This is a genomic window from Streptomyces sp. NPDC090119 (genome assembly GCF_044747085.1).
In the GTDB taxonomy this organism is placed as follows: Bacteria; Actinomycetota; Actinomycetes; order Streptomycetales; family Streptomycetaceae; genus Streptomyces.
This window is the reverse complement of record NZ_JBIVDK010000002.1, coordinates 1,037,317-1,057,397: the sequence shown is the minus strand read 5'-3', so window position 1 is coordinate 1,057,397 and position 20,081 is coordinate 1,037,317. Positions and strand designations below refer to the sequence as shown.

Annotated in this window: 22 protein-coding genes and 1 tRNA gene; 12 read left to right on the top strand and 11 right to left on the bottom strand. The window is 71.5% G+C overall.

The features are described 5' to 3' along the window. Positions 1–21: 21 nt before the first annotated feature. The 3 genes from ACIPPM_RS12175 (at position 22) to ACIPPM_RS12165 (ending at position 1,777) form a co-directional block, all read left to right on the top strand. Positions 22–300 (top strand): MoaD/ThiS family protein, encoded by a 279-nt coding sequence (locus tag ACIPPM_RS12175; RefSeq protein ID WP_030810866.1) that lies wholly within the window; start codon positions 22–24, stop codon positions 298–300. A 17-nt stretch (positions 301–317) separates the two neighbouring features. Continuing rightward, positions 318–1,268 carry a PLP-dependent cysteine synthase family protein gene (locus ACIPPM_RS12170; RefSeq protein ID WP_401446128.1) on the top strand — a complete coding sequence of 317 codons (951 nt, stop codon included), beginning with the start codon at positions 318–320 and terminating at the stop codon, positions 1,266–1,268. A 107-nt stretch (positions 1,269–1,375) separates the two neighbouring features. Beyond that, the gene (locus ACIPPM_RS12165) at positions 1,376–1,777 is read left to right on the top strand and encodes a hypothetical protein (RefSeq protein WP_401446126.1); all 402 of its coding nucleotides are present in this window, start codon (positions 1,376–1,378) and stop codon (positions 1,775–1,777) included. Here the strand turns inward: ACIPPM_RS12165 and ACIPPM_RS12160 are convergent. After that, positions 1,774–2,181: a type II toxin-antitoxin system PemK/MazF family toxin gene (locus tag ACIPPM_RS12160; protein ID WP_401446124.1), complete on the bottom strand. Its 408-nt coding sequence runs from the start codon at positions 2,179–2,181 to the stop codon at positions 1,774–1,776. The two genes, ACIPPM_RS12165 and ACIPPM_RS12160, sit on opposite strands and share 4 nt — an antisense overlap. A 216-nt stretch (positions 2,182–2,397) precedes the next feature. Here ACIPPM_RS12160 and ACIPPM_RS12155 point away from each other — a divergent pair, with 216 nt between their 5' ends. Then, positions 2,398–3,150 (top strand): MBL fold metallo-hydrolase, encoded by a 753-nt coding sequence (locus ACIPPM_RS12155; protein ID WP_401446122.1) that lies wholly within the window; start codon positions 2,398–2,400, stop codon positions 3,148–3,150. Between the two features lie 70 nt (positions 3,151–3,220). Here the strand turns inward: ACIPPM_RS12155 and ACIPPM_RS12150 are convergent, their stop codons facing one another. Then, the gene (locus ACIPPM_RS12150; RefSeq protein ID WP_401446120.1) at positions 3,221–4,486 is read right to left on the bottom strand and encodes a PTS transporter subunit EIIC; all 1,266 of its coding nucleotides are present in this window, start codon (positions 4,484–4,486) and stop codon (positions 3,221–3,223) included. Positions 4,487–4,736: 250 nt separating this feature from the next. On the opposite strand from ACIPPM_RS12150, the gene ACIPPM_RS12145 reads away from it, so the two are divergent. The 3 genes from ACIPPM_RS12145 (at position 4,737) to ACIPPM_RS12135 (ending at position 6,365) form a co-directional block, all read left to right on the top strand. Next, positions 4,737–4,970 carry a glucose PTS transporter subunit EIIB gene (locus ACIPPM_RS12145; RefSeq protein WP_393596653.1) on the top strand — a complete coding sequence of 78 codons (234 nt, stop codon included), beginning with the start codon at positions 4,737–4,739 and terminating at the stop codon, positions 4,968–4,970. Between the two features lie 111 nt (positions 4,971–5,081). Beyond that, entirely contained in the window at positions 5,082–5,819 is a 738-nt protein-coding gene (rph, locus tag ACIPPM_RS12140) for a ribonuclease PH (protein ID WP_401446117.1), read from the top strand. 147 nt (positions 5,820–5,966) lie between these two features. Further along, the gene (locus ACIPPM_RS12135; RefSeq protein WP_401446115.1) at positions 5,967–6,365 is read left to right on the top strand and encodes a hypothetical protein; all 399 of its coding nucleotides are present in this window, start codon (positions 5,967–5,969) and stop codon (positions 6,363–6,365) included. A gap of 3 nt (positions 6,366–6,368) precedes the next feature. Here ACIPPM_RS12135 and ACIPPM_RS12130 read toward each other — a convergent pair whose 3' ends face one another. The 4 genes from ACIPPM_RS12130 to ACIPPM_RS12115 are packed head-to-tail and all read right to left on the bottom strand — an operon-like array spanning position 6,369 to position 9,710. After that, positions 6,369–7,109, bottom strand: a complete 741-nt coding sequence (locus ACIPPM_RS12130) for a DUF1707 domain-containing protein (RefSeq protein WP_401446113.1) — start codon at positions 7,107–7,109, stop codon at positions 6,369–6,371. 9 nt (positions 7,110–7,118) lie between these two features. After that, the gene (locus ACIPPM_RS12125) at positions 7,119–8,090 is read right to left on the bottom strand and encodes an ATP-binding cassette domain-containing protein (RefSeq protein WP_401446111.1); all 972 of its coding nucleotides are present in this window, start codon (positions 8,088–8,090) and stop codon (positions 7,119–7,121) included. Between the two features lie 5 nt (positions 8,091–8,095). After that, a complete protein-coding gene (locus ACIPPM_RS12120) occupies positions 8,096–8,860 on the bottom strand; it encodes an ABC transporter permease (RefSeq protein WP_401446468.1) in 765 nt (254 codons plus the stop codon). A 49-nt stretch (positions 8,861–8,909) separates the two neighbouring features. After that, a complete protein-coding gene (locus tag ACIPPM_RS12115) occupies positions 8,910–9,710 on the bottom strand; it encodes an ABC transporter permease (protein ID WP_401446109.1) in 801 nt (266 codons plus the stop codon). 837 nt (positions 9,711–10,547) lie between these two features. Here ACIPPM_RS12115 and ACIPPM_RS12110 point away from each other — a divergent pair. Continuing rightward, on the top strand, positions 10,548–12,956 hold the full coding sequence (locus ACIPPM_RS12110) for a transglycosylase domain-containing protein (protein WP_401446465.1): 2,409 nt from the start codon (positions 10,548–10,550) through the stop codon (positions 12,954–12,956). A 77-nt stretch (positions 12,957–13,033) separates the two neighbouring features. Here ACIPPM_RS12110 and ACIPPM_RS12105 read toward each other — a convergent pair whose 3' ends face one another. Together ACIPPM_RS12105 and ACIPPM_RS12100 are read right to left on the bottom strand one after the other, a co-directional pair. Then, complete coding sequence (locus tag ACIPPM_RS12105; protein WP_388994505.1) at positions 13,034–13,336, bottom strand: co-chaperone GroES; 303 nt, start codon at positions 13,334–13,336, stop codon at positions 13,034–13,036. Between the two features lie 149 nt (positions 13,337–13,485). Further along, on the bottom strand, positions 13,486–13,821 hold the full coding sequence (locus ACIPPM_RS12100; RefSeq protein ID WP_393596659.1) for a DUF3618 domain-containing protein: 336 nt from the start codon (positions 13,819–13,821) through the stop codon (positions 13,486–13,488). A gap of 93 nt (positions 13,822–13,914) precedes the next feature. Here ACIPPM_RS12100 and bcp point away from each other — a divergent pair, with 93 nt between their 5' ends. Both bcp and ACIPPM_RS12090 read left to right on the top strand, forming a co-directional pair. After that, on the top strand, positions 13,915–14,382 hold the full coding sequence (bcp, locus tag ACIPPM_RS12095; RefSeq protein WP_388994127.1) for a thioredoxin-dependent thiol peroxidase: 468 nt from the start codon (positions 13,915–13,917) through the stop codon (positions 14,380–14,382). A 39-nt stretch (positions 14,383–14,421) separates the two neighbouring features. Further along, a tRNA-Leu gene (locus ACIPPM_RS12090) sits at positions 14,422–14,508 on the top strand. 18 nt (positions 14,509–14,526) lie between these two features. Here ACIPPM_RS12090 and rdgB read toward each other — a convergent pair. Both rdgB and ACIPPM_RS12080 read right to left on the bottom strand, forming a co-directional pair. Beyond that, positions 14,527–15,129 carry an RdgB/HAM1 family non-canonical purine NTP pyrophosphatase gene (rdgB, locus tag ACIPPM_RS12085; protein ID WP_393596661.1) on the bottom strand — a complete coding sequence of 201 codons (603 nt, stop codon included), beginning with the start codon at positions 15,127–15,129 and terminating at the stop codon, positions 14,527–14,529. 44 nt (positions 15,130–15,173) lie between these two features. Next, entirely contained in the window at positions 15,174–16,505 is a 1,332-nt protein-coding gene (locus ACIPPM_RS12080) for an SGNH/GDSL hydrolase family protein (RefSeq protein ID WP_401446106.1), read from the bottom strand. Positions 16,506–16,699: 194 nt separating this feature from the next. On the opposite strand from ACIPPM_RS12080, the gene ACIPPM_RS12075 reads away from it, so the two are divergent. Together ACIPPM_RS12075 and ACIPPM_RS12070 are read left to right on the top strand one after the other, a co-directional pair. Then, positions 16,700–18,049, top strand: coding sequence for a DUF445 domain-containing protein (locus ACIPPM_RS12075; protein ID WP_401446104.1), 1,350 nt, complete (start codon positions 16,700–16,702; stop codon positions 18,047–18,049). Between the two features lie 112 nt (positions 18,050–18,161). Continuing rightward, the gene (locus ACIPPM_RS12070) at positions 18,162–19,661 is read left to right on the top strand and encodes an MFS transporter (RefSeq protein ID WP_401446101.1); all 1,500 of its coding nucleotides are present in this window, start codon (positions 18,162–18,164) and stop codon (positions 19,659–19,661) included. Between the two features lie 106 nt (positions 19,662–19,767). Here the strand turns inward: ACIPPM_RS12070 and ACIPPM_RS12065 are convergent, their stop codons facing one another. Next, complete coding sequence (locus tag ACIPPM_RS12065) at positions 19,768–20,070, bottom strand: hypothetical protein (RefSeq protein ID WP_401446098.1); 303 nt, start codon at positions 20,068–20,070, stop codon at positions 19,768–19,770. Positions 20,071–20,081: the final 11 nt, after the last annotated feature.

Sequence of the window (20,081 nt, the reverse complement as noted above, 5' to 3'; positions counted from 1 at the left end):
TTCGAGAAGGAGCCCGCAACCATGGCCATCGAGGTCCGCATCCCGACCATCCTCCGCCAGTACACCGACGGCCAGAAGGCGGTCGAAGGCACCGGGGAGACCCTCGCCGACCTGTTCGCCGACCTCGAGACCCGGCACGCGGGCATCCAGGGCCGCGTGGTCGACGGCGGCCAGCTGCGCCGCTTCGTCAACGTGTACCTGAACGACGAGGACGTCCGCTTCGTCGACGGCATCGACACCAAGCTGTCGGACGGCGACACCGTCACCATCCTGCCGGCCGTGGCCGGCGGCATGGTCTGACCGGCCCCCGCGCTCCCATGCGTTACGACTCCCCGCTGGCCGCGGTGGGCAACACCCCTCTGGTGCGCCTGCCGCGGCTCTCGCCGTCCCCCGACGTCCGGATCTGGGCCAAGCTGGAGGACCGCAATCCGACCGGTTCCATCAAGGACCGGCCCGCCCTGCACATGATCGAGCAGGCGGAGAAGGACGGCCGTCTCACCCCGGGCTGCACCATCCTGGAGCCCACCTCCGGCAACACCGGCATCTCGCTCGCTATGGCCGCCAAGCTCAAGGGCTACCGGATGGTCTGCGTGATGCCGGAGAACACCTCCCGCGAGCGCCGTGACCTGCTGGGCATGTGGGGCGCCGAGATCATCCCGTCCCCGGCGGCGGGCGGCTCCAACACCGCGGTCCGGGTCGCCAAGGAGCTGTCCGCCGAGCACCCCGACTGGGTGATGCTCTACCAGTACGGGAACCCCGACAACGCGGGCGCCCACTACAGCGGCACCGGCCCCGAGATCCTGGCCGACCTGCCCTCCGTCACCCACTTCGTCGCGGGCCTCGGCACCACCGGCACCCTGATGGGCGTCGGCCGCTACCTGCGCGAGCAGAAGCCGGACGTGAAGATCGTCGCCGCCGAGCCGCGCTACGACGACCTGGTGTACGGCCTGCGCAACCTCGACGAGGGCTTCGTGCCCGAGCTGTACGACGCCTCCGTGCTCACCACCCGGTTCTCCGTCGGCTCGGCGGACGCGGTGGCCCGCACCCGTGAACTCCTCCAGCAGGAGGGCATCTTCGCGGGCGTCTCCACCGGCGCCGTGCTGCACGCGGCGCTCGGGGTCGCCCGCAAGGCGGTCAACGCGGGGGAGAGCGCCGACATCGTCTTCGTCGTCGCCGACGGCGGCTGGAAGTACCTCTCCACCGGCGTCTACACGGCGGCCACCACCGAAGAGGCCGTCGAGACCCTGCAGGGCCAGCTCTGGGCCTAGAGCCTGTCGTGGATGCCCCGTAGGGGAGCCGTTCGGGGCGGTCGTGCGTCACACCGGTACCAGTGGTGCCGGTGTCCCGGCCGGCCCCGGACGGAGAGGCGGACCCCATGCGCCGTACGACACCCCTCGCTCTCGCCGCGCTCGCGGCGGCCCTGCTGCTGGCGGGCTGCGGGACCGGAGGGACGGAAGGGAACGACGCGGGCCGGAGCGTGTCGCCCTCACCCACCCACGAGAGCTGCGTGAGCGCGCTCCAGCTGACCGCCGCCGACTCCGGGCGCACCCTGTGCCTGGCCAAGGGCGGTCAGCTGCGGCTCTCCCTCGACGGCGACAAGGCCCGCCCCTGGAAGCCGGTCCAGGCGGAGGGTGGTGCGCTGACCGCGATCAACTCGGGCTTCGTCCTCCAGCCGGGCGACGCGAACGCCGCGTACCGCGCGGACAAGCCCGGCACCGTCGAACTGACCTCGGCCCACGGCGCCGAGCACTGGCAGGTCACCGTGCGCGTCCGCTAACCGGCCAGGTGCCGCACCCGGTCCCACAGGGCCGGGTCGGCCTCGCCCACCCGGTGCCGGAGATCCCCCACGGGCACCTCGTACAGCTGTCCGGGGTCGAGAAAACGGGGCCCCTCGCCGAGGACACCGCCCGGCAGCGGGATCAGTCCCGGCCGCTCCTGCTCCGGGCGGCCGGTGATCCGGGCGACCGTGGCGTGCCCGTCGCGCACCGCCAGCACCAGGCACGGCAGCGGCTCGGCCCACGAGATGTCACCGGCGCGCGGACGGTCGGTCAACTCACTTGCGGAGTGCGGGAGTCGGCGGCCCTTGCGCTGCCGGTGTCCCCGTCCCCAGCCGTCCACCAGCGTGGCGACCATGGCCAGCAGGACCACCGCCACCAGCGCCAGCCACCAGGTCGTGTCCATGCGCAGGACGTTACCGGCGCGCACCGTCAACCGCGCGCCCTCGGCTCATCCCCACGCGCCCCCGGTCCAGCCGAACCGGTGACAGCACAGGTGAGTTCGCCCACAACGGCCCCTGGCGAAGGAGCGACCCGTGCTTTCGCGCCTTACGCTCGACGAACCGCACAACCCTGCCCTGCTGCTTCCCGACCCGCTTCTGCCAACGGAGGTTTCCGCTCCATGAAGCTCACCGTCGTCGGCTGCTCGGGGTCGTTCCCGTCCGCGGAATCGGCCTGTTCGAGCTACCTCGTCGAGGCCGACGGCTTCCGGCTGCTCCTCGACATGGGCAACGGCGCCCTCGGCGAGCTGCAGCGCCACATCGGTCTGTACGACCTCGACGCCATCTTCCTCAGCCATCTGCACGCCGATCACTGCATCGACATGTGCGCGTACTTCGTGGCGCGGTACTACCGGCACGAGGGCGGCCGCTGCGAGCCGATCCCGGTCCACGGCCCCGAGGGCACCGAGCACCGGCTGACCACGGCGTACGCCGACACGCCCTCGGCGTCGTCCATGAGTGAGGTCTTCGACTTCCACACGGTCAAGCCGTCCACGTTCGAGATGGGCCCGTTCACCGTGCACACCGAGCGGGTGCGGCACCCCGTCGAGGCGTACGCCATCCGGATCGAGCACGGCGGCCGGACCCTGACGTACTCCGGGGACACCGGGGTCAGCGCGGCGCTGGACGAGCTGGCGCGGGACGCCGACCTCTTCCTGTGCGAGGCGGCGTTCACGCACGGCAAGGAGAACATCCCCGACCTGCACCTCAACGGCCGCGAGGCCGGGGAGACCGCCACCCGGGCGGGCGCCCGCAGGCTGGTCCTCACCCACATCCCGCCGTGGACCGACCCCGAGGTCAACCTCGCGGACGCCCGCGAGACCTTCTCCGGCCCGGTCGAGCTGGCGGTGCCCGGCATGACGTACGAGCTGTAGCCCCGCACACACACGACGAAGGCCCCGGAACCTCCTCAGGTTCCGGGGCCTCGCGCGTACGTCGGCCGGGTTACTTGGCCTCGGCCTTCTGAAGTTCGGCCAGCTCCTCGTCGGACTCGCGGCCCGGCGTGGGGAGGTTGAACTTGGTGATGGCGAAGCGGAAGATCACGTAGTAGACGGCCGCGAAGCACAGGCCGACCAGGATGAGACCCAACGGGTTCGACGCGATGTTCCAGTTCAGGCCGAAGTCGACCAGGCCGGCCGAGAAGCCGAAGCCGTCCCGCATGCCCAGCGACCAGGTCAGCGCCAAGGAGACACCGGTGAGCACCGCGTGGATCGCGTACAGCACCGGGGCGATGAACATGAAGGTGAACTCGATCGGCTCGGTGATGCCGGTGAGGAACGAGGTCAGCGCGAGGGAGAACATCATGCCGCCGACGACCTTGCGGCGCTCGGGGCGGGCGCAGTGCACGATCGCGAGGCAGGCGGCCGGGAGGCCGAACATCATGATCGGGAAGAAGCCGGTCATGAACTGGCCCGCGGTCGGGTCACCGGCCAGGAAGCGCGCGATGTCGCCGCTCTTGCCGTGGTACTCGCCCGCCTGGAACCACGGGAACGAGTTCAGCAGGTGGTGCATGCCGATCGGGATCAGCGCGCGGTTGGCGACACCGAAGATGCCCGCGCCGACCGCGCCCGAGCCGACCAGCCACTCGCCGAAGTTGTGCAGACCCGTGCCGAGCACCGGCCAGATGTAGCCGAACACGATGCCGATGAGCAGACCGGCGAGCGCGGAGAGGATCGGCACCAGACGGCGGCCGCCGAAGAAGCCCGCCCAGTCGGGCAGCTTGGTGCGGTAGAAGCGCTGGTAGAGCAGGGCGACGACGATGCCCATCACGACGCCGCCGAGGACCTTGGCGTCCACCGGGGCGTTCACCATGACGACCTTGCCGTCGACGGCGGTGGCCACCTTCGGCAGGTTCTTGTCGGTGAACGTGGCCAGCACGTTCTTGAAGACCAGGTAGCCGACGACCGCGGCGAGCGCGGTGGAGCCGTCCGACTTCTTGGCGAAGCCGATCGCGATGCCCACCGCGAACAGCAGCGCCATGTTGTCCAGGATCGCGTTGCCGCCCGCGGCCATGAAGGAGGCGATCTTGGTCAGGAACGCCGGGTACGAGGGGTCGCCCAGCATGTCGTTGCTGCCGAGTCGCACCAGGAGGGCGGCGGCGGGGAGCACCGCGACCGGCAGCATCAGGCTGCGGCCGATCCGCTGCAGGACGCCCATCACCTTGGCGCCCTTTTTGTTCTCGGCCGGGGGCGCGGCGCTGGCCGTGGTCACAACTTCCTCCAGATGGGCAGGGCGCCGCCCTGGGACCATGGAAGGGGACGGCAGCGTCTGTGGTCTACACCACTTGTGGTGTAGACCTGTTGTAGCACGATGGCACGGATATAAGTAACCCGTGAAATAGCGATCGCGGGGCTACGCGGAGTGCGGAACATGCCGGTGCCGGGGGGCGGTTTGGTGGGGCTACCCCTGGTGGTGTAGACCAGTCCGCGGACGTTTGGCGTTCGGATCAGGGAGAAGGATCATGGCCACCAAGGCTGAGAAGATCGTCGCCGGGCTCGGCGGCATCGACAACATCGACGAGATCGAGGGCTGCATCACGCGCCTGCGCACCGAGGTCCACGACTCCTCGCTCGTCGACGACGCCGCCCTGAAGGCCGCAGGCGCGCACGGTGTCGTGCGGATGGGCACCGCCATCCAGGTCGTCATCGGCACCGACGCCGACCCGATCGCCGCGGAGATCGAAGACATGATGTGAGCTTCCCGCTCACCTGAGGCCCACCGGGGCCTCACCGGAGTCTCACCGGCACGAGGGGCTTCTTCCCATGGGGGAGGAGCCCCTCGCGTCACTCCCGATAGGCTCACCCGCATGTCTCGCATCGACGGCCGCACCCCCGAACAGCTCCGCCCCGTCACCATCGAACGCGGCTGGAGCAAGCACGCCGAGGGCTCCGTCCTCGTCTCCTTCGGCGACACCAAGGTGTTCTGCACCGCCAGCGTCACCGAAGGCGTCCCCCGCTGGCGCAAGGGCAGTGGCGAGGGCTGGGTCACCGCCGAGTACTCCATGCTGCCCCGCTCCACCAACACCCGCGGCGACCGTGAGTCCGTGCGCGGCAAGATCGGCGGGCGCACGCACGAGATCTCCCGCCTCATCGGCCGCTCGCTGCGCGCCGTCATCGACTACAAGGCGCTCGGCGAGAACACCATCGTCCTGGACTGCGACGTCCTCCAGGCCGACGGCGGCACCCGCACCGCCGCCATCACCGGCGCCTACGTCGCCCTCGCCGACGCGATCGCCTGGGCCCAGCGCAAGAAGCTGATCAAGGCCAACCGCCAGCCGCTCACCGGCACCGTCGGCGCCGTCTCGGTCGGCATCGTGGACGGCGTCCCGCTGCTCGACCTCTGCTACGAGGAGGACGTGCGCGCCGAGACCGACATGAACGTGGTCTGCACCGGCGACGGCCGCTTCGTGGAGATCCAGGGCACCGCCGAGGCCGAGCCCTTCTCCCGCGAGGAACTGAACGCCCTGCTCGACCTGGGAGTCACCGGCTGCGCCGAACTCACCGAGTTCCAGCGGGCCGCCCTCGCCCTGACCCTGCCCGCTTAGGACCGGGCGGCACCGGCCGGGTAAAGGGAACACAAAAAACCCCTGGCCGTACGGGCAACCCCGCCCCGGTGGACGGCGTCTTGGACGGTACGGGCGCGCGGCTCGATCCCGCGTGCCCGGCCAGCCGTACCAGGGGAGGAACACCGCATGGCCGCCAGTCGCCGCCGAGGCCGTATCACCGTCATAGCCGCCGTCGCGGCCGTCACGCTCACCGTGGGCCTCACCACCGGCTGCGACGCCGTGAACAAGGCCCTGGACTGCGTGCGGACCGCCGACGCCATCGCCGACAGCGTCACCGACCTCCAGCAGGCCGTGGAGAACGCCGCGAACGACCCGACGCAGACCGACGCCTCCCTCGACTCCATCGAGAAGAACCTGGACAAGATCGGCGACCGGACGGACGACGCCGACGTCAACAAGGCGGTGGACGACCTGGACGCGGCCGTCTCGAACGTCCGGACCGCCGTCCGGAACGGCGACGACACCCCGGACATCACCCCGGTCACCCGCGCGGCCGGTGAACTCACCAAGGTCTGCACGCCGTAGCGGTCAGTGCCCGTCGCGGCGGCCCCGCCTGAGTTCGTGGCGGGCCTCGCGGCGGTCCAGGCGGTCCTGGCGGCGCAGCTCCTTCAGCCGCTGCCGCTCGGCCCGGGTGAGCTTGCGCTCCACCCCGACCCCGCCCCAGAACGCGAACCCGGTGATGATCACGCGCGGCGCCCCCGGGTCGCCGGGCTCGTCCGGGGCCAGGTGCTCGAAGCCGCCCATGATGCCGATGCCGCGCACCACCACCTCGACCCCCGGCGGCACGATCACCTCCAGACCGCCCATCACGGCAATGCAGCTGATCTCGACCTCGCGGTCCGCGAAGTACGCCTCGCGCAGGTCGATCTCGCCGCCGCCCATGAAGGCGAAGCAGCTGAACTTCTTCGGCATCGTCCAGCGCCCCTTGCGCTGGAACCCGGACAGCACCGCCACCGCCCCGGTCGACGTGCCCTCGCCGCCGACGATCCGGGACGCCCAACTCCCGTCGTCCACCGGCCGCTTGGTGAAGGAGACCGGGGGAGCGGACACGCCGGGCGCCGGGAGGTCGCGGGTCAGCGGGGCCAGCTCGCCGTAGGTGCGCGCCCGGTACGCCGACTCCAGCCGCTCCTCGAACTCCGCCATGTCCAGGCGCCCTTCGGCCAGCCCGTCGCGGAGGATCTCGGCGACCCGCTCCCGGTCGGCGTCGGAGGCGCGGAGGTCCGGGACGGGACCGGGGGAACGGCGGTCCGGGGCAGCGTCGTCGGTCATGACAGCAGACTACGAGACGGCCTTCTCCGCGTACATCTTCGCGATGACCGCCTCGATGTCGGGCTCGCGCACGGAGAGGTCCACCAGCGGGTACCCGGCCGCGATGTGCGCCACCAGCGGGGCCGCCGACTGCCCCGCCGGGAACGCCAGCCACTGCCGGGGCCCCTCCACCCGCACCACCCGCGCCGACGGCGCCTGGATCGGCGGCAGTTCGCGCTCCAGGTCCACCACCAGGGTCCGTTCGCCGTCCCCGGCGGCGTGCAGCCCGGTCAGCGAACCGTCGTACACCAGGCGGCCGTGGTCGATCACCATCACCCGCGAGCACAACTGCTCGATGTCCTGGAGGTCATGGGTGGTGAGCAGGACCGTCGTGCCGCGCTCGGTGTTCAACTCCTTCAGGAAACCGCGCACCTTGGCCTTGGAGACGACGTCCAGACCGATCGTCGGCTCGTCCAGGTACAGCACCTCCGGGTCGTGCAGCAGGGCCGCCGCGATGTCGCCGCGCATCCGCTGGCCCAACGAGAGCTGGCGTACCGGTACGTCCAACAGGGGGCCCAGCTCCAGCAGTTCGACGCAGCGGTCCAGGTTCTCCCGGTAACGGGCGTCCGGAATCCGGTACATGCGGTGCGCCAGCCGGTAGGAGTCGATCAGCGGCAGGTCCCACCACAGGGTCGTCCGCTGCCCGAACACCACCCCGATCCGGGACGCCAGCCGCGTCCGCTCGCGCGACGGGTCGATCCCGGCGACCCGCAGCGTGCCCGAGGTCGGGGTGAGGATGCCGGTCAGCATCTTGATCGTGGTCGACTTGCCCGCGCCGTTCGGCCCGATGTAGCCGACCATCTCGCCGCGCGCCACGGTGAACGAGATCGAGTCCACCGCCCGCACCTCGTGCCGCACCCGCTTGAGGAACCCCGCCTTCTTGCGCACCTCGAAGACCTTGCCGACCTTCTCCAGCGTGATGAAACCGTCGTCGTCCGCCATGCGGTTCAGCTCCCCGTGCTCCGGTACGAACGCAGTCCCGCCCGCCAGGCCAGCCCGGCGAGCGCACAGCAGGCCAGCGCCACCAGCGGGGAGGCGAACGCCGTCCACCCCGGCAGCCCCAGCGGGTAGGGGCGCCCCAGCACGAAGGCGGCGGGCACCCAGTTGACGAAGGCCAGCGGCAGCACGAAGGTCACCCCGCGCACCAGCTCCACGGTGAACACCGTCGGCGGGTACTGGAGCATCGTCGTACCGCCGTAGGTGAAGGCGTTCTGCACCTCCGAGGCGTCCTGCGCCAGGAACTGGAACGCCGCCCCCGCCACGAACACCGCGCAGAAGATCCCGCAGCCGCCCGCCACCATCAGCGGCATCAGCAGCAGCTTGGCCGCCGTCCACTCCACGTCCAGACGGCTCAGCGACCAGCCCAGCACCAGCACCCCCTGCGTCACCCGGCCCAGCCTGCGCAGCGCGAACCGGTCCGCCGCGACCTGGGCCAGCACCGGCGCCGGACGCACCAGCAGCGTGTCCAGCGTGCCGTCCCGCACCCGGCGCCCGAGCCGGTCCATCGAGCCGATCAGCAGGTCCGCCAGCCCGAACGCCACCGCCGACAGCCCGTACAGGAACGCCACCTCCGGCAGCGAGTAGCCGCCCAGGGCGTCCACGCGGGAGAACATCAGCATGATCGCGACGAAGTCCAGGAAGGTCGCCGCGAAGTTCCCGAACGTGGTCATCACGAACGACACCCGGTACGCCATCGTGGACCGCACCCACATCCCGGCGATCAGCCCGTAGGCCCGCACCCCCTCCCGGACCCGGCCGTACTCAGCCACCCTGGACCACCACCCGCCGGGTCGCCACCGACTGAAGCAGCCGCCCCGCGCCCAGCAGCGCCACCGCCCAGCCCGCCTGGAACAGCCAGGTGGCCAGGAGGTTCGCCCGGCCCAGCAGCACGTCCGCCGGGGCCTGGAGCAGCGCCGACCAGGGCAGCGCCCGGACCACCTCGCCGAGCGTGCCCGGGAAGACGTTCAGCGGCAGCAGCATCCCCGAGCAGAAGTGCCCCGCCAGCCACGCGATCCGGGTGATGCCCGCGCCGTCCAGCAGCCAGAACGTGCTCAGCGCCAGCAGATAGCGGATGCCGAAGCCGACCAGCATCGCCAGCGCCACCGTCACCAGCAGGGCCAGCCAGGTGCCCAGGTCCGAGGGCAGGTAGGCCGGGAAGCAGAGCATCCCGAAGAGGAACGGCACCACCCCGCGCCCCAGCAGCTGGAAGGAGGCCCGGCCCAGGTCCGCCGCCAGCCACCACAGTTGGAGATCGGCGGGCCGGTACAGGTCCACCGCGACGTCACCCGTACGGATGCGTTCCATCAGCTCTTCCTCGACGCCCCCGCCGCCGATCGCCAGCGTCGACAGCAGGGCCTGACCGAGCCACACGTAGGTCACGGCCTGCGCCTGGTCATATCCGCCCAAGTGCGGACGGGCGTCCCACAGGGCACGGTAGGTGCACACGATGATGAGACCGAAGACGGTGTTGGTGAACACCCCTGCCGCCGTGGCCGCGCGATAGGTCGCGTACCGTCTGAACCCACCTGCCGCGACGGCCCCGTACAACCGTCCAGCGCCCACGGCGGTCCACCTCCTCGGACTGCTCGAAACCGAAGCGCAGGAGCCTAGCCCCCGGCCCCGCGAACGGCCACGCGTTTTCCGTGACCGAAGCGTGCCGGAATCCGGGAACGGTTCACCAGGTGCGAGAGTCTTCAACCAGGGGGCGCAGAAGGCGTACGAGGCGTACGGGAACGTACGACGAAACAGGAGTCCGTGCACGACATGAGCGACGAGCCGCAGCCGCAGCAGCCGAACGAGGGCGGGGCGCGAGAAGAACCTCAGCAGGCTGGGGGGCCCGCAGCAGCGGAACCGCACGCGAAACCGGCCAAGAGTCCGGCCGACCGCGACGCGGCCAAGGCCGGGCAGCAGCCGGAGAGCGCCCCCGCGCGCGACTCCGCGACCCCGAACACCCCCCGCCCGGTGGCACCTTCGGCCCCGGCCGGGAAGTCCGACGCGGCGGCGGAGAAGACGGTCGGCAAGGGCACCCCGGCGGCCACCCCGGCCAAGGACACCGGGAACCCGGCCAGGTCCGGGCAGGCTCCCGCCGTGCCCGCCCAGTCCGGCGCCAAGGAGACCCCGGCGACCCCGCCCGCGGAGAGCACCCAGGTGCTGCGCCGGATCAACGCGCCGACCGGGTCGTCCAAGCCCCGCGTCGCGAGCGGCAAGCCGGAGCAGGCGCCCGAGAGCACCCAGGTGCTCCGGCGCGTCAAGGCCGACCAGCCCCCGCCCGCGGAGAGCACGCAGGTGCTGCGCCGGGTCAGCGCGCCCCGGTCCGGCGACACCGCCAGGACGGGCGCCGACGCGCCCGAGCCGGTCCCGGCCGCCGCCACCCCGGCCGCGGCCGCCGGAGCCACCACCGTGCTGCCCCGCACCCCCGCCGAGCCCACCGCCACCCCGCAGGCGAGCGGCAGCGGCAGCGACGGCGGCGAGGGCGGCGGCGGTGCCGGTGGCGGCAAGAAGCCCAAGCGGCCCAAGCGCACCGGCTGGCGGCGGATCTTCCCCACCTGGCGGATGGTGCTCGGCACCCTCGTGCTCGGCGCGGTGGTGATCATCGGACTGCTGTTCCTCGGCTACTCCATGGTGAAGATCCCGGCCGCCAACGCCCTGGCCATCAAGCAGGCCAACGTCTACCTGTACGCGGACGGCTCCCAGCTCGCCCGCGACGGCGAGATCAACCGCGAGAACGTCGGCCTCGCCCAGATCGCCAAGCCCGCCCAGTTCGCCATCCTGGCCGCCGAGGACCGCGACTTCTACACCGAGTCCGCCGTCGACCCCAAGGCGATGCTCCGCGCGGGCTGGAACACCGCCCTCGGCAAGGGCAAGCAGTCCGGCTCCACCATCACCCAGCAGTACGTGAAGAACTACTACCTGGCCCAGGAACAGACGGTCACCCGTAAGGCCAAGGAGTTCTTCATCTCGATCAAGCTCGACCGCGAGAAGTCGAAGAACGAGATCCTCGAGGGCTACCTCAACACCAGCTACTTCGGCCGCAACGCCTACGGCATCCAGGCCGCCGCCCAGGCGTACTACGGCCGCGACGCCATCGACCTCGACGCGCCCCGCGCCGCCTACCTCGCCGCGCTGGTCAACGCGCCCAGCGAGTACGACGTCATCGCGCACCCCGAGAACAAGGCGTCCGCGCTCGCCCGCTGGAACTACGTGCTGGACGGCATGGTCGCCAAGGGCTGGCTGCCCCAGTCCGAGCGCACCGGCATGAAGTTCCCGATGCCGAAGGAGCAGACCGTCTCCACCGGCATGTCCGGCCAGCGCGGCTACCTCGTCGAGGCCGTCAAGGGCTACCTCGCCGGGCACCACATCCTGACCAAGGAGCAGCTCGCCTCGGGTGGTTACCGCATCACGACCACCTTCCAGAAGCCCAAGCAGGACGCCTTCGTCAAGGCCGTCGACGACCAGTTGATCTCCCAGCTGGACAAGAAGAACCGCAAGGCCGACACCTACGTCCGCGCGGGCGGCGCCTCGATCGACCCGAAGACCGGCAAGATCGTCGCGATGTACGGCGGCATCGACTACGTGCAGCAGTACACCAACGGCGCGACCCGGGGCGACTACCAGGTCGGCTCCACCTTCAAGCCGTTCGTGTTCACCTCGGCCGTGCAGAACTCCTCCAGCACGCAGGACGGCCAGCGCATCACGCCCAACACGTACTACGACGGCACCAACAAGCGTGTGGTGACGGGCTGGAGCGGCACCCCCTACCACCCGGAGAACGAGGACCAGAAGTCGTACGGCCAGATCACCGTCCGCAAGGCCACCGACCTGTCCGTCAACGCGGTGTACGCGCAGATGGCCGCCGACGTCACCGGTGACAAGGTCAAGCAGACCGCGATCGACCTCGGCATCCCGGCCGACACCCCCGACTTCTACCCGTCCCCGTCCATGGCGCTAGGCACCGCCACCGCCAGCGTGCTGGAGATGACCGAGGCGTACGCCACCCTCGCCAACCACGGGCGGCACGGCACGTACACGATGATCGAGAAGGTCAGCAAGGACGGCGTCCCGGTCGACCTGCCCGGCCGCAAGACCAAGCAGGCCGTCACCCGTGAGGCCGCCGACACCACCACCTCCGTGCTGAAGAGCGTGGTCGAGGGCGGCACCGCCACGGCCGCGCAGGCCGCGGGCCGTCCCGCCGCGGGCAAGACCGGCACCGCCGAGGAGGACACCGCCGCCTGGTTCGCGGGCTACACCCCCGACCTGGCCACGGTCGTCTCCGTGATGGGCCAGGACCCGGTCACGGCCAAGCACAAGCCGCTGTACGGAGCCCTCGGCGCGGCCCGGATGAACGGTGGCGGCCCGCCCACCGAGATCTGGGCGCAGTACACGAAGGCCGCGCTGCGCGGTAGCCCCGTCGCCTCGTTCGACCTGGAGCTCCAGGCCGGTGCCGACGTCGTGGCGCCCAGCACCAGGCCCTCGACCTCGCCGGGCACCGACGCGGGCCAGGACAACGGCGGCACCACCGGTACTCCGAGCCAGGGCAGCACGCCGACCGACGGCGGCCAGGGCGAGGGCGGCATCCCCGGCACCCCGACCCAGGGCACCACGCCCGTCGACCCGACCACGGGCGGCGCCACCACCGACGGCGGTGTGGGCGGCGGTCCGGCCACCGACGGCGGGGCCACCGGCGGGGGCGCCACGGGCGGCGGTCCCGGCGGCCAGCCCGGCACGGGCGGCACGGACGGCGGCGCCGACCCCGGCACCGGCGGCCTGCCCGGCGGCTTCGTCGCCCCGCAGACGGCCCGGCGCCAGTAGCACCGGAACAGCGGAAGGGGCTGACGACCACGGTCGTCAGCCCCTTCCGGCGTTCTCGGGCGGGAGTGGCGCGGGGGCTAGAGATACAGCCCGGTGGAGTCCTCCGACCCCTCGAACCGGTCCGCGGCCACCGCGTGCAGGTCCCGCTCGCGCATCAGCACGTAGGCGATGCCCCGGACCTCCACCTCGGCCAGGTCCTCCGGGTCGAACAGGACCCGGTCGCCGGGCTCCACGGTGCGTACGTTCTGCCCGACCGCGACCACCGCGGCCCAGGCCAGCCGCCGCCCGACCGCCGCCGTCGCGGGGATCAGGATGCCGCCGCCCGAACGGCGCTCGCCCTCACCGGTCTCCTGCCGCACGAGCACCCGGTCGTGCAGCATCCGGATGGGCAGCTTGTCGTGGTGCGGGGTGTTCTGCTCGTCTCTGTTGGCGCTCACGCCCCCGAACCTACCTGCCCGCGCGACACCGACACGCCTCCGGGCCGCCACGGCTGTTCGCCACGGCGGCCCGGTCAAGGGTGTCGTACCGCCTACCGCCGGTGCCTGCGCTTGCGCGACCCCGCGACGATCAGCCCGAGCGTCCCGGCCACGATCAGCACGGCGGGCACCACGCGCTCCATCCGGGGCGCGCCGTCGTCGTCCACGAACTGGTCCCGTACCTCGGTCATCACGCGGTTGACCTGCACGTACGTCCGTCCGAAGACCCGGTCGACGCCTGCGACGGCCTTCGCCTTGGCATCCCCGACGATCGTCTTCGGGTGCACCCGCACCCCGATCTCGTCGAGCGTCTCGGCCAGCACTTCACGACGGCGCTTGATGTCCGCCTCGATCTGCGCCGGTGTTCTGGTGTCCGACGTCTCCGCCACCGTACGGCCTCCGAAATCTCCTGGTGCTGTTCCGGACAGTCTGTCAGCTCTTCACCACACCGCACGGCAGGGGCGCCCGGTTAGGCTTTGCGGATGAGCGAGCGACTTCAGCCCGGGGACGTTGCCCCCGCCTTCACCCTGCCCGACGCCGACGGGAACGAGGTGTCCCTGGCGGACCACAAGGGCCGCAAGACCATCGTGTACTTCTACCCCGCGGCACTTACCCCCGGCTGCACCAAGCAGGCCTGCGACTTCACCGACAACCTCGCCCTGCTGGCCGGTGCCGGGTACGACGTCATCGGGATCTCGCCCGACAAGCCGGAGAAGCTGGCCAAGTTCCGTGAGCAGGAGGACCTCAAGGTCACCCTCCTCGCCGACCCGGACAAGAAGGTCCTGGAGGCGTACGGCGCCTTCGGCGAGAAGAAGCTCTACGGCAAGACCGTCACCGGCGTCATCCGCTCCACGGTCGTCGTGGACGAGGACGGCAAGGTCGAGCGCGCCCTGTACAACGTGAAGGCCACCGGTCACGTGGCGAAGATCATCAAGGATCTGGGCATCTGAGGCCGCCGCCCGGCCGCTAGCATGGCCGGGCAGCAGCAGGCGGCCGTGGTGGAATTGGCAGTCACGCTGGGTTTAGGTCCCAGTGGGGTAACTCCCGTGAGGGTTCGAGTCCCTCCGGCCGCACCAGCATGCAAAGGCAGGGGCTCAGCCCAGCAGCTCCCGCACCACCGGGACCAGGGCACGGAACGCCTTCCCGCGATGGCTGATCGCGTTCTTCTCGTCCGCGCTCAGCTCGGCGCAGGTACGGCTCTCGCCCTCCGGCTGCAGGATCGGGTCGTAGCCGAAGCCGCCGCTCCCCGCCGGGGCCTGCCGCAGGGTGCCGCGCAGCTGTCCCTCCACCACCCGCTCGGTGCCGTCCGGCAGGGCCAGCGCGGCCGCGCAGGCGAAGTGGGCGCCCCGGTGCTCGTCCGCGATGTCGGAGAGCTGGGCGAGCAGCAGGTCGAGGTTGGCGGCGTCGTCGCCGTGCCGGCCGGCCCAGCGGGCGGAGAAGATGCCGGGGGCGCCGTTCAGCACGTCGACGCAGAGCCCCGAGTCGTCGGCGACGGCGGGCAGTCCGGTGGCCTGGGCCAGCGCGTGCGCCTTGAGCAGGGCGTTCTCCGCGAAGGTGACGCCGGTCTCCTTGACGTCCGGGATCTCGGGGAAGGCGTCGGCACCGATCAGCTCGTGCGGCAGTCCGGCGTCGGCCAGGATGGCCCTCAGTTCGGTGATCTTTCCGGCGTTACGGGTGGCGAGGATCAGGCGGGTCATGGGGGCCAGTATTCACCGGCCCCCTTCCGCGTACCTGCCAGGGGTTACAGGTCCGCCTGTCCGGCGCCCTCGAGCAACCGCAGGTTGAAGATGTCGGCCATCTTGCGGTACCCGAGGTCACTGGGGTGCAGATGGTCGCCGGAGTCGTACGCGGGGAGCAGCCGCTGCGGCGCGGCGGGGTCCTTGAGCACGCTGTCGAAGTCGACCACGGCGTCGAACACCCGCCCGGAGCGGATCTCCGCGTTGATCTGCCCCCGCATCAGCTCGCGGGCCGGGGTCCAGCCCCTGCGGCGCTCGAAGGGCGCCAGGGTGGCGCCCACGACCTTCAGACCGCGTGCGTGCGCCTGCCGGACCAGCACGCGCAGGCCGTCCAGGATCTCGTCCCGGTCGCCGGGCGTCTTGGCGTGCAGGATGTCGTTGACGCCGAGGTCGATGACCACGACCTTCACATTGGCGTGGCCGAGTGCGTCACGGCCGAAGCGGGACAGCCCGCTCGGGTTCTCGGCGGGCCTGCCCAGGCCGTCCGTGAGCACCCGGTTGCCGCTGATGCCCTCGTTGACGACGGAGTAGCGCGGCGCGTCGGTCCGGTGCCCGGCGGCGGAGCGCAGCCGGGAGGCCAGCACGTCGGGCCAGCGGTGGTTCTCGCCCGTGGTCGAGGTGATGCCGTCGGTTATGGAGTCGCCGAACACCACGACCGTGCCGTGCGCCTCCTCGGTGAGCACGTCGAGCGCGGTCAGATACCGCCAGAAGGTGGTCTGCTCCGCGTACGGGACACCCGTCGCCTCCTCCGTGCGGTCACCCTCCGCGACGTAGGAGATCTGGCGGGCGTGCGGGTGGTAGGTGACCGGGCCGGACGGGGCGGCGGCGTACGTGGTGACCAGGACGTCGGAGTCGTGCGGGACGGCGATCCGTACGGCGTCGCTGAGCACCTGCTCCCCGGCCGGGATGGTGACGGCGTGGGCGCCGTCGAACGTCAGGCGCCGCATCGTCTCCGCGCGGGCGGCGGCGGTGCCCTGGCCCGCCGAGAGGGCCACCGAGGCGTGAGTGATGGTCAGCGGCTCCTGCCCGTACAGGTTGGACAGGGTCACACGGACGCTCGTACCGCCGGTGCTGGCGTGCACGACGTTGCGCACCGAGCGGCCCGCCAGGCCCATGCTCTCGGTGCCGGGCTCGGCACCCACCGGGGAGGCGGCCCAGGAGCCGACCCAGTTCCCGGCGGAGGCGGGTGCGGCGGACGAGCCGTGCGGGCGCCGGCCCGTGGCCGTGGACCCCGAGGTGCTGTCACCGGCCGCCGACCTGATGAGGATCGTGACGGAGAAGGCGACGACGAGTGCGACGAACGCACTGAGCAGGGCATAACCGTGGCGCTTGGTCACGCTGGCGTTGTTCTCCTCGGGAGACGGAAGCCGGGAAGCGATCGGTTCACCATGATGCGGCATGGCAGCGACCGGAGTTGACGGGCACCTGCCCGGAACCTCGCTCCATTCTGACGCCGGGAAACCGTGGTCCGTTCCGCACGCCGAGGGGAAGGGACAATGTGTGTGCGGGATCACCGATCGGGCGGAGCGAGATGGAACGCGCGCAAACGGAAGAGGCGAAGCCGGGGCGTACTCCCCGGCCGGCCAAGGCTGCCGGACGGGCCGGGTCGTACCGGACCATGACCGCCTTCACGGCGGCCGACGAGGAGCGGCAGCGCGGTGTGCGGCGCATGAAGCTCACGGCGGCCGGACTGCTGCTGTTCGTCGCGGTCGTGTACGCCCTGGCCACCTGGGCCGGGCACGCGGGGGCGGGCCCCTGGACGGGTTATGTGGCGGCGGCCGCCGAGGCCGGGATGGTCGGCGCGCTCGCGGACTGGTTCGCGGTCACCGCGCTGTTCCGGCATCCGCTCGGCCTGCCCATCCCGCACACCGCGATCATCCCCACCAAGAAGGACCAGCTGGGCGTCTCCCTGGGCGAGTTCGTCGGGGAGAACTTCCTCTCCGAGGACGTCGTACGGCAGCGGCTCGCCGCCGTCGGCATCGGCAGCAGGCTCGGCGACTGGCTGGCCCAGCCCGAGAACGCCGACCGGGTCACCGCCGAACTGGCCACCGCGCTGCGCGGCGCGCTGACCGTGCTGCGCGACTCGGACGTGCAGGCGGTGGTGGGGGAGGCGATCACCCGGCGGGCAGACGCGCGGGAGATCGGGCCCGCCGTGGGCAAGCTGCTGGACCGGATCGTCGCCGACGGCGGCCACCGGCGCGTGGTCGACCTGGTGGTGGGCCGCGCCCACGAGTGGCTGGAGCGGCACCGGGACGACGTCATGGTGGCCATCGAGGGCGGCGCGCCCGGCTGGACCCCGCGCTTCGTGGACCGCAAGGTCGGCGACCGCGTCTACAAGGAACTGCTGCGCTTCGTCACCGAGATGAGGGAGATGCCCGCGCACCCCGCGCGGGCGGCCCTGGACCGCTTCCTCACCGACTTCGCCTCCGACCTCCAGTCCGACACCGAGACCCGGGCGCGGGTGGACCGGCTCAAGCGCGAGGTGCTGGCGCGGGACGAGGTGCAGGACCTGATCGCCTCCGCCTGGACCGCCGTACGGTCGATGATCGTCGCGGCCGCCGAGGACGAGCAGAGCGAGCTGCGTCTGCGGGTGCGGGCGGGGCTGCTCTCGCTCGGGCAGCGGCTGGCGACCGAGCCGAAGATGCAGGGCAAGGTGAACCACTGGGTGGAGGGCGCGGCCGTCCACGTGGTGACGACCTACCGCGACGAGATCACCTCCCTGATCACCGAGACGGTGGCGGGCTGGGACGCCGAGCACACCACCCGCAAGATCGAGGCGCACATCGGGCGTGACCTCCAGTTCATCCGGATCAACGGCACGGTGGTCGGTTCGCTGGCCGGACTGGTGATCTACACCGTCTCGCGGGCGCTGGGCGGCTGAACGCTCCTCCGGCGGGGTGAGCCTGCCCGCCCGGCCGGTCTGTTCCGGCGCGGCGCGGGCACCCGTAACTCGTCCTTCGACGACGAGGGGTGCCGATGAGCGAGGGGTGCCGATGAGCACAGCGACCGGGACACCGTCGGCGGCCGGCGGTACGACCAGCAGTGACATCCCGGCCCGGCTGGACCGCCTGCCGTGGTCCCGCTGGCACTGGACCATCGTGATCGGCCTGGGCGCGGTCTGGATCCTCGACGGCCTGGAGGTCACGGTCGTCGGCAACATCGCGAGCCGGCTGTCCGAGCCCGGCAGCGGTCTGTCGATCAGCTCCGGCCAGGTCACCGGCACCGCGGCCGCGCTGTACGTGGCCGGTGCGTGCGTCGGCGCCCTGTTCTGGGGCCGTCTGACGGACCATTGGGGACGCCGCAAGCTGTTCATGATCACGCTGGCGGTGTATCTCGCGGCGACCGCGCTGACCTCGCTGTCGACCGAGGCGTGGTGGTTCTTCCTGTTCCGGTTCCTGACCGGCTTCGGCATCGGCGGCGAGTACGCGGCGATCAACTCCGCGATCGACGAGCTGATCCCGGCGGCCTATCGCGGCCGGGTCGACCTGATGATCAACGGCAGCTTCTGGCTGGGCGCGGTGGGCGGCTCCCTGCTGTCCATCCTGGCGCTGGACACGGCCTTCCTGCCGGAGAACATCGGCTGGCGCCTGACGTTCGCCCTGGGCGCGGTCCTGGCCCTGGTCATCCTGCTGGTGCGCCGACACGTCCCGGAGAGCCCGCGCTGGCTGCTGATCCACGGGCGGGACCGGGAGGCGGAGGAGATCGTCTCCGGGATCGAACGGCGGATCGAGGAGGAGCGCGGGGAGCCGCTGCCCGCGCCGGAGGGCCGCCTGGAGATCCGGCGGCGCGGCGGCGTGACGTTCCTCGAGATCGCCCGCACCGTCTTCGGCCGCTACCGCAGGCGGGCGGTGCTCGGCTTCTCCCTCTTCATCGGGCAGGCGTTCCTCTACAACGCGATCACCTTCGGCTTCGGCGCCATCCTGACCCGCTTCTACGACATCCCGGCGGACCGTACCGGCTACTACTTCGCCGTCATCGCGGTCGGCAACTTCTTCGGCCCGCTGCTGCTGGGCAAGCTGTTCGACACGGTGGGCCGCCGGGTGATGATCTCCTCGACGTACCTGCTGTCCGGCGTCCTGCTGTTCGCCACGGCGTGGCTCTTCGACCGCGGCGCGCTGAGCGCGACCACCCTGACGGCCTGCTGGTGCGCGGTGCTCTTCTTCGCCTCGGCGGGCGCGTCCAGCGCCTATCTGACGGTCTCGGAGATCTTCCCGATGGAGACGCGGGCGATGTCGATCGCGTTCTTCTACGCCCTGGGCACCGCGGCGGGCGGCATCAGCGGCCCCCTCCTCTTCGCCGACCTCACGGGCACGGGCCGTGTCGGCGACACGGTGCTGGCCTTCCAGATCGGCGCGGCGCTGATGTGCGTGGCGGGCCTGGTGGCGGCGTTCCTGGCGGTCCGCGCGGAGGGCCGCTCCCTGGAGGACGTGGCTACGCCGCTGTCGTCCTCGACGGCTGCGGGGGCGGGGGAGAAGGGGGTGGGGGTGGGGTAGGCACCCCTGGGTCCCGAGAGGCCGGGCCAGGGGGTGGGGTAAGCACCCGTTGGCCCCGAGAGGCCGGGGCCGTCCGGGTGTTGCCGGACGGCCCCTTCCGTGCTGTTCAGCCCCGACGGTCGGCCAGGGCCCAGGAGGCGAGGGCGACGGCTCCGGCCACCCCGAGAACGGACGGCCAGGCCCCGACCTTCTTGGCGAGCGGATGCGACCCGGCGAAGCCGGCGAGGTAGGCACCGGTGAGCGCGGCGGCCGTGGGGGCCCCGGCCCGCGCGTTCCACTCCCGAGCGGCGACTGCCCCGGCAGCGGCGAGCACGACGCCACCGAGCGGCCGCTTCTTCGTCCAGCGGGCTGTGCCGTATCCGCCTACGAGACCGGCGGCGGCGATTACCGCGCTGGGAATCCTGGGCATGGGTGTCTCCT

Excerpts from the sequence above, each read along its gene's own strand:
- ACIPPM_RS12120 (WP_401446468.1), bottom strand. The coding sequence starts at position 8,860 with ATGTGGGTGCGGTCCACGATGGCGTACCGGGTGTCGTTCGTGATGACC.
- ACIPPM_RS12175 (WP_030810866.1), top strand. The coding sequence starts at position 22 with ATGGCCATCGAGGTCCGCATCCCGACCATCCTCCGCCAGTACACCGAC.
- ACIPPM_RS12105 (WP_388994505.1), bottom strand. The coding sequence starts at position 13,336 with ATGCTGCACGACCGGGTGCTCGTGCGGCAGGAGACCGGTGAGGGCGAG.
- ACIPPM_RS12075 (WP_401446104.1), top strand. The coding sequence starts at position 16,700 with ATGGAACGCGCGCAAACGGAAGAGGCGAAGCCGGGGCGTACTCCCCGG.
- ACIPPM_RS12135 (WP_401446115.1), top strand. The coding sequence starts at position 5,967 with ATGGCCGCCAGTCGCCGCCGAGGCCGTATCACCGTCATAGCCGCCGTC.
- rdgB (WP_393596661.1), bottom strand. The coding sequence starts at position 15,129 with ATGACCCGCCTGATCCTCGCCACCCGTAACGCCGGAAAGATCACCGAA.
- ACIPPM_RS12160 (WP_401446124.1), bottom strand. The coding sequence starts at position 2,181 with ATGGACACGACCTGGTGGCTGGCGCTGGTGGCGGTGGTCCTGCTGGCC.
- ACIPPM_RS12070 (WP_401446101.1), top strand. The coding sequence starts at position 18,162 with ATGAGCACAGCGACCGGGACACCGTCGGCGGCCGGCGGTACGACCAGC.
- rph (WP_401446117.1), top strand. The coding sequence starts at position 5,082 with ATGTCTCGCATCGACGGCCGCACCCCCGAACAGCTCCGCCCCGTCACC.
- ACIPPM_RS12165 (WP_401446126.1), top strand. The coding sequence starts at position 1,376 with ATGCGCCGTACGACACCCCTCGCTCTCGCCGCGCTCGCGGCGGCCCTG.
- bcp (WP_388994127.1), top strand. The coding sequence starts at position 13,915 with ATGAGCGAGCGACTTCAGCCCGGGGACGTTGCCCCCGCCTTCACCCTG.
- ACIPPM_RS12170 (WP_401446128.1), top strand. The coding sequence starts at position 318 with ATGCGTTACGACTCCCCGCTGGCCGCGGTGGGCAACACCCCTCTGGTG.
- ACIPPM_RS12125 (WP_401446111.1), bottom strand. The coding sequence starts at position 8,090 with ATGGCGGACGACGACGGTTTCATCACGCTGGAGAAGGTCGGCAAGGTC.
- ACIPPM_RS12130 (WP_401446113.1), bottom strand. The coding sequence starts at position 7,109 with ATGACCGACGACGCTGCCCCGGACCGCCGTTCCCCCGGTCCCGTCCCG.
- ACIPPM_RS12145 (WP_393596653.1), top strand. The coding sequence starts at position 4,737 with ATGGCCACCAAGGCTGAGAAGATCGTCGCCGGGCTCGGCGGCATCGAC.
- ACIPPM_RS12155 (WP_401446122.1), top strand. The coding sequence starts at position 2,398 with ATGAAGCTCACCGTCGTCGGCTGCTCGGGGTCGTTCCCGTCCGCGGAA.
- ACIPPM_RS12065 (WP_401446098.1), bottom strand. The coding sequence starts at position 20,070 with ATGCCCAGGATTCCCAGCGCGGTAATCGCCGCCGCCGGTCTCGTAGGC.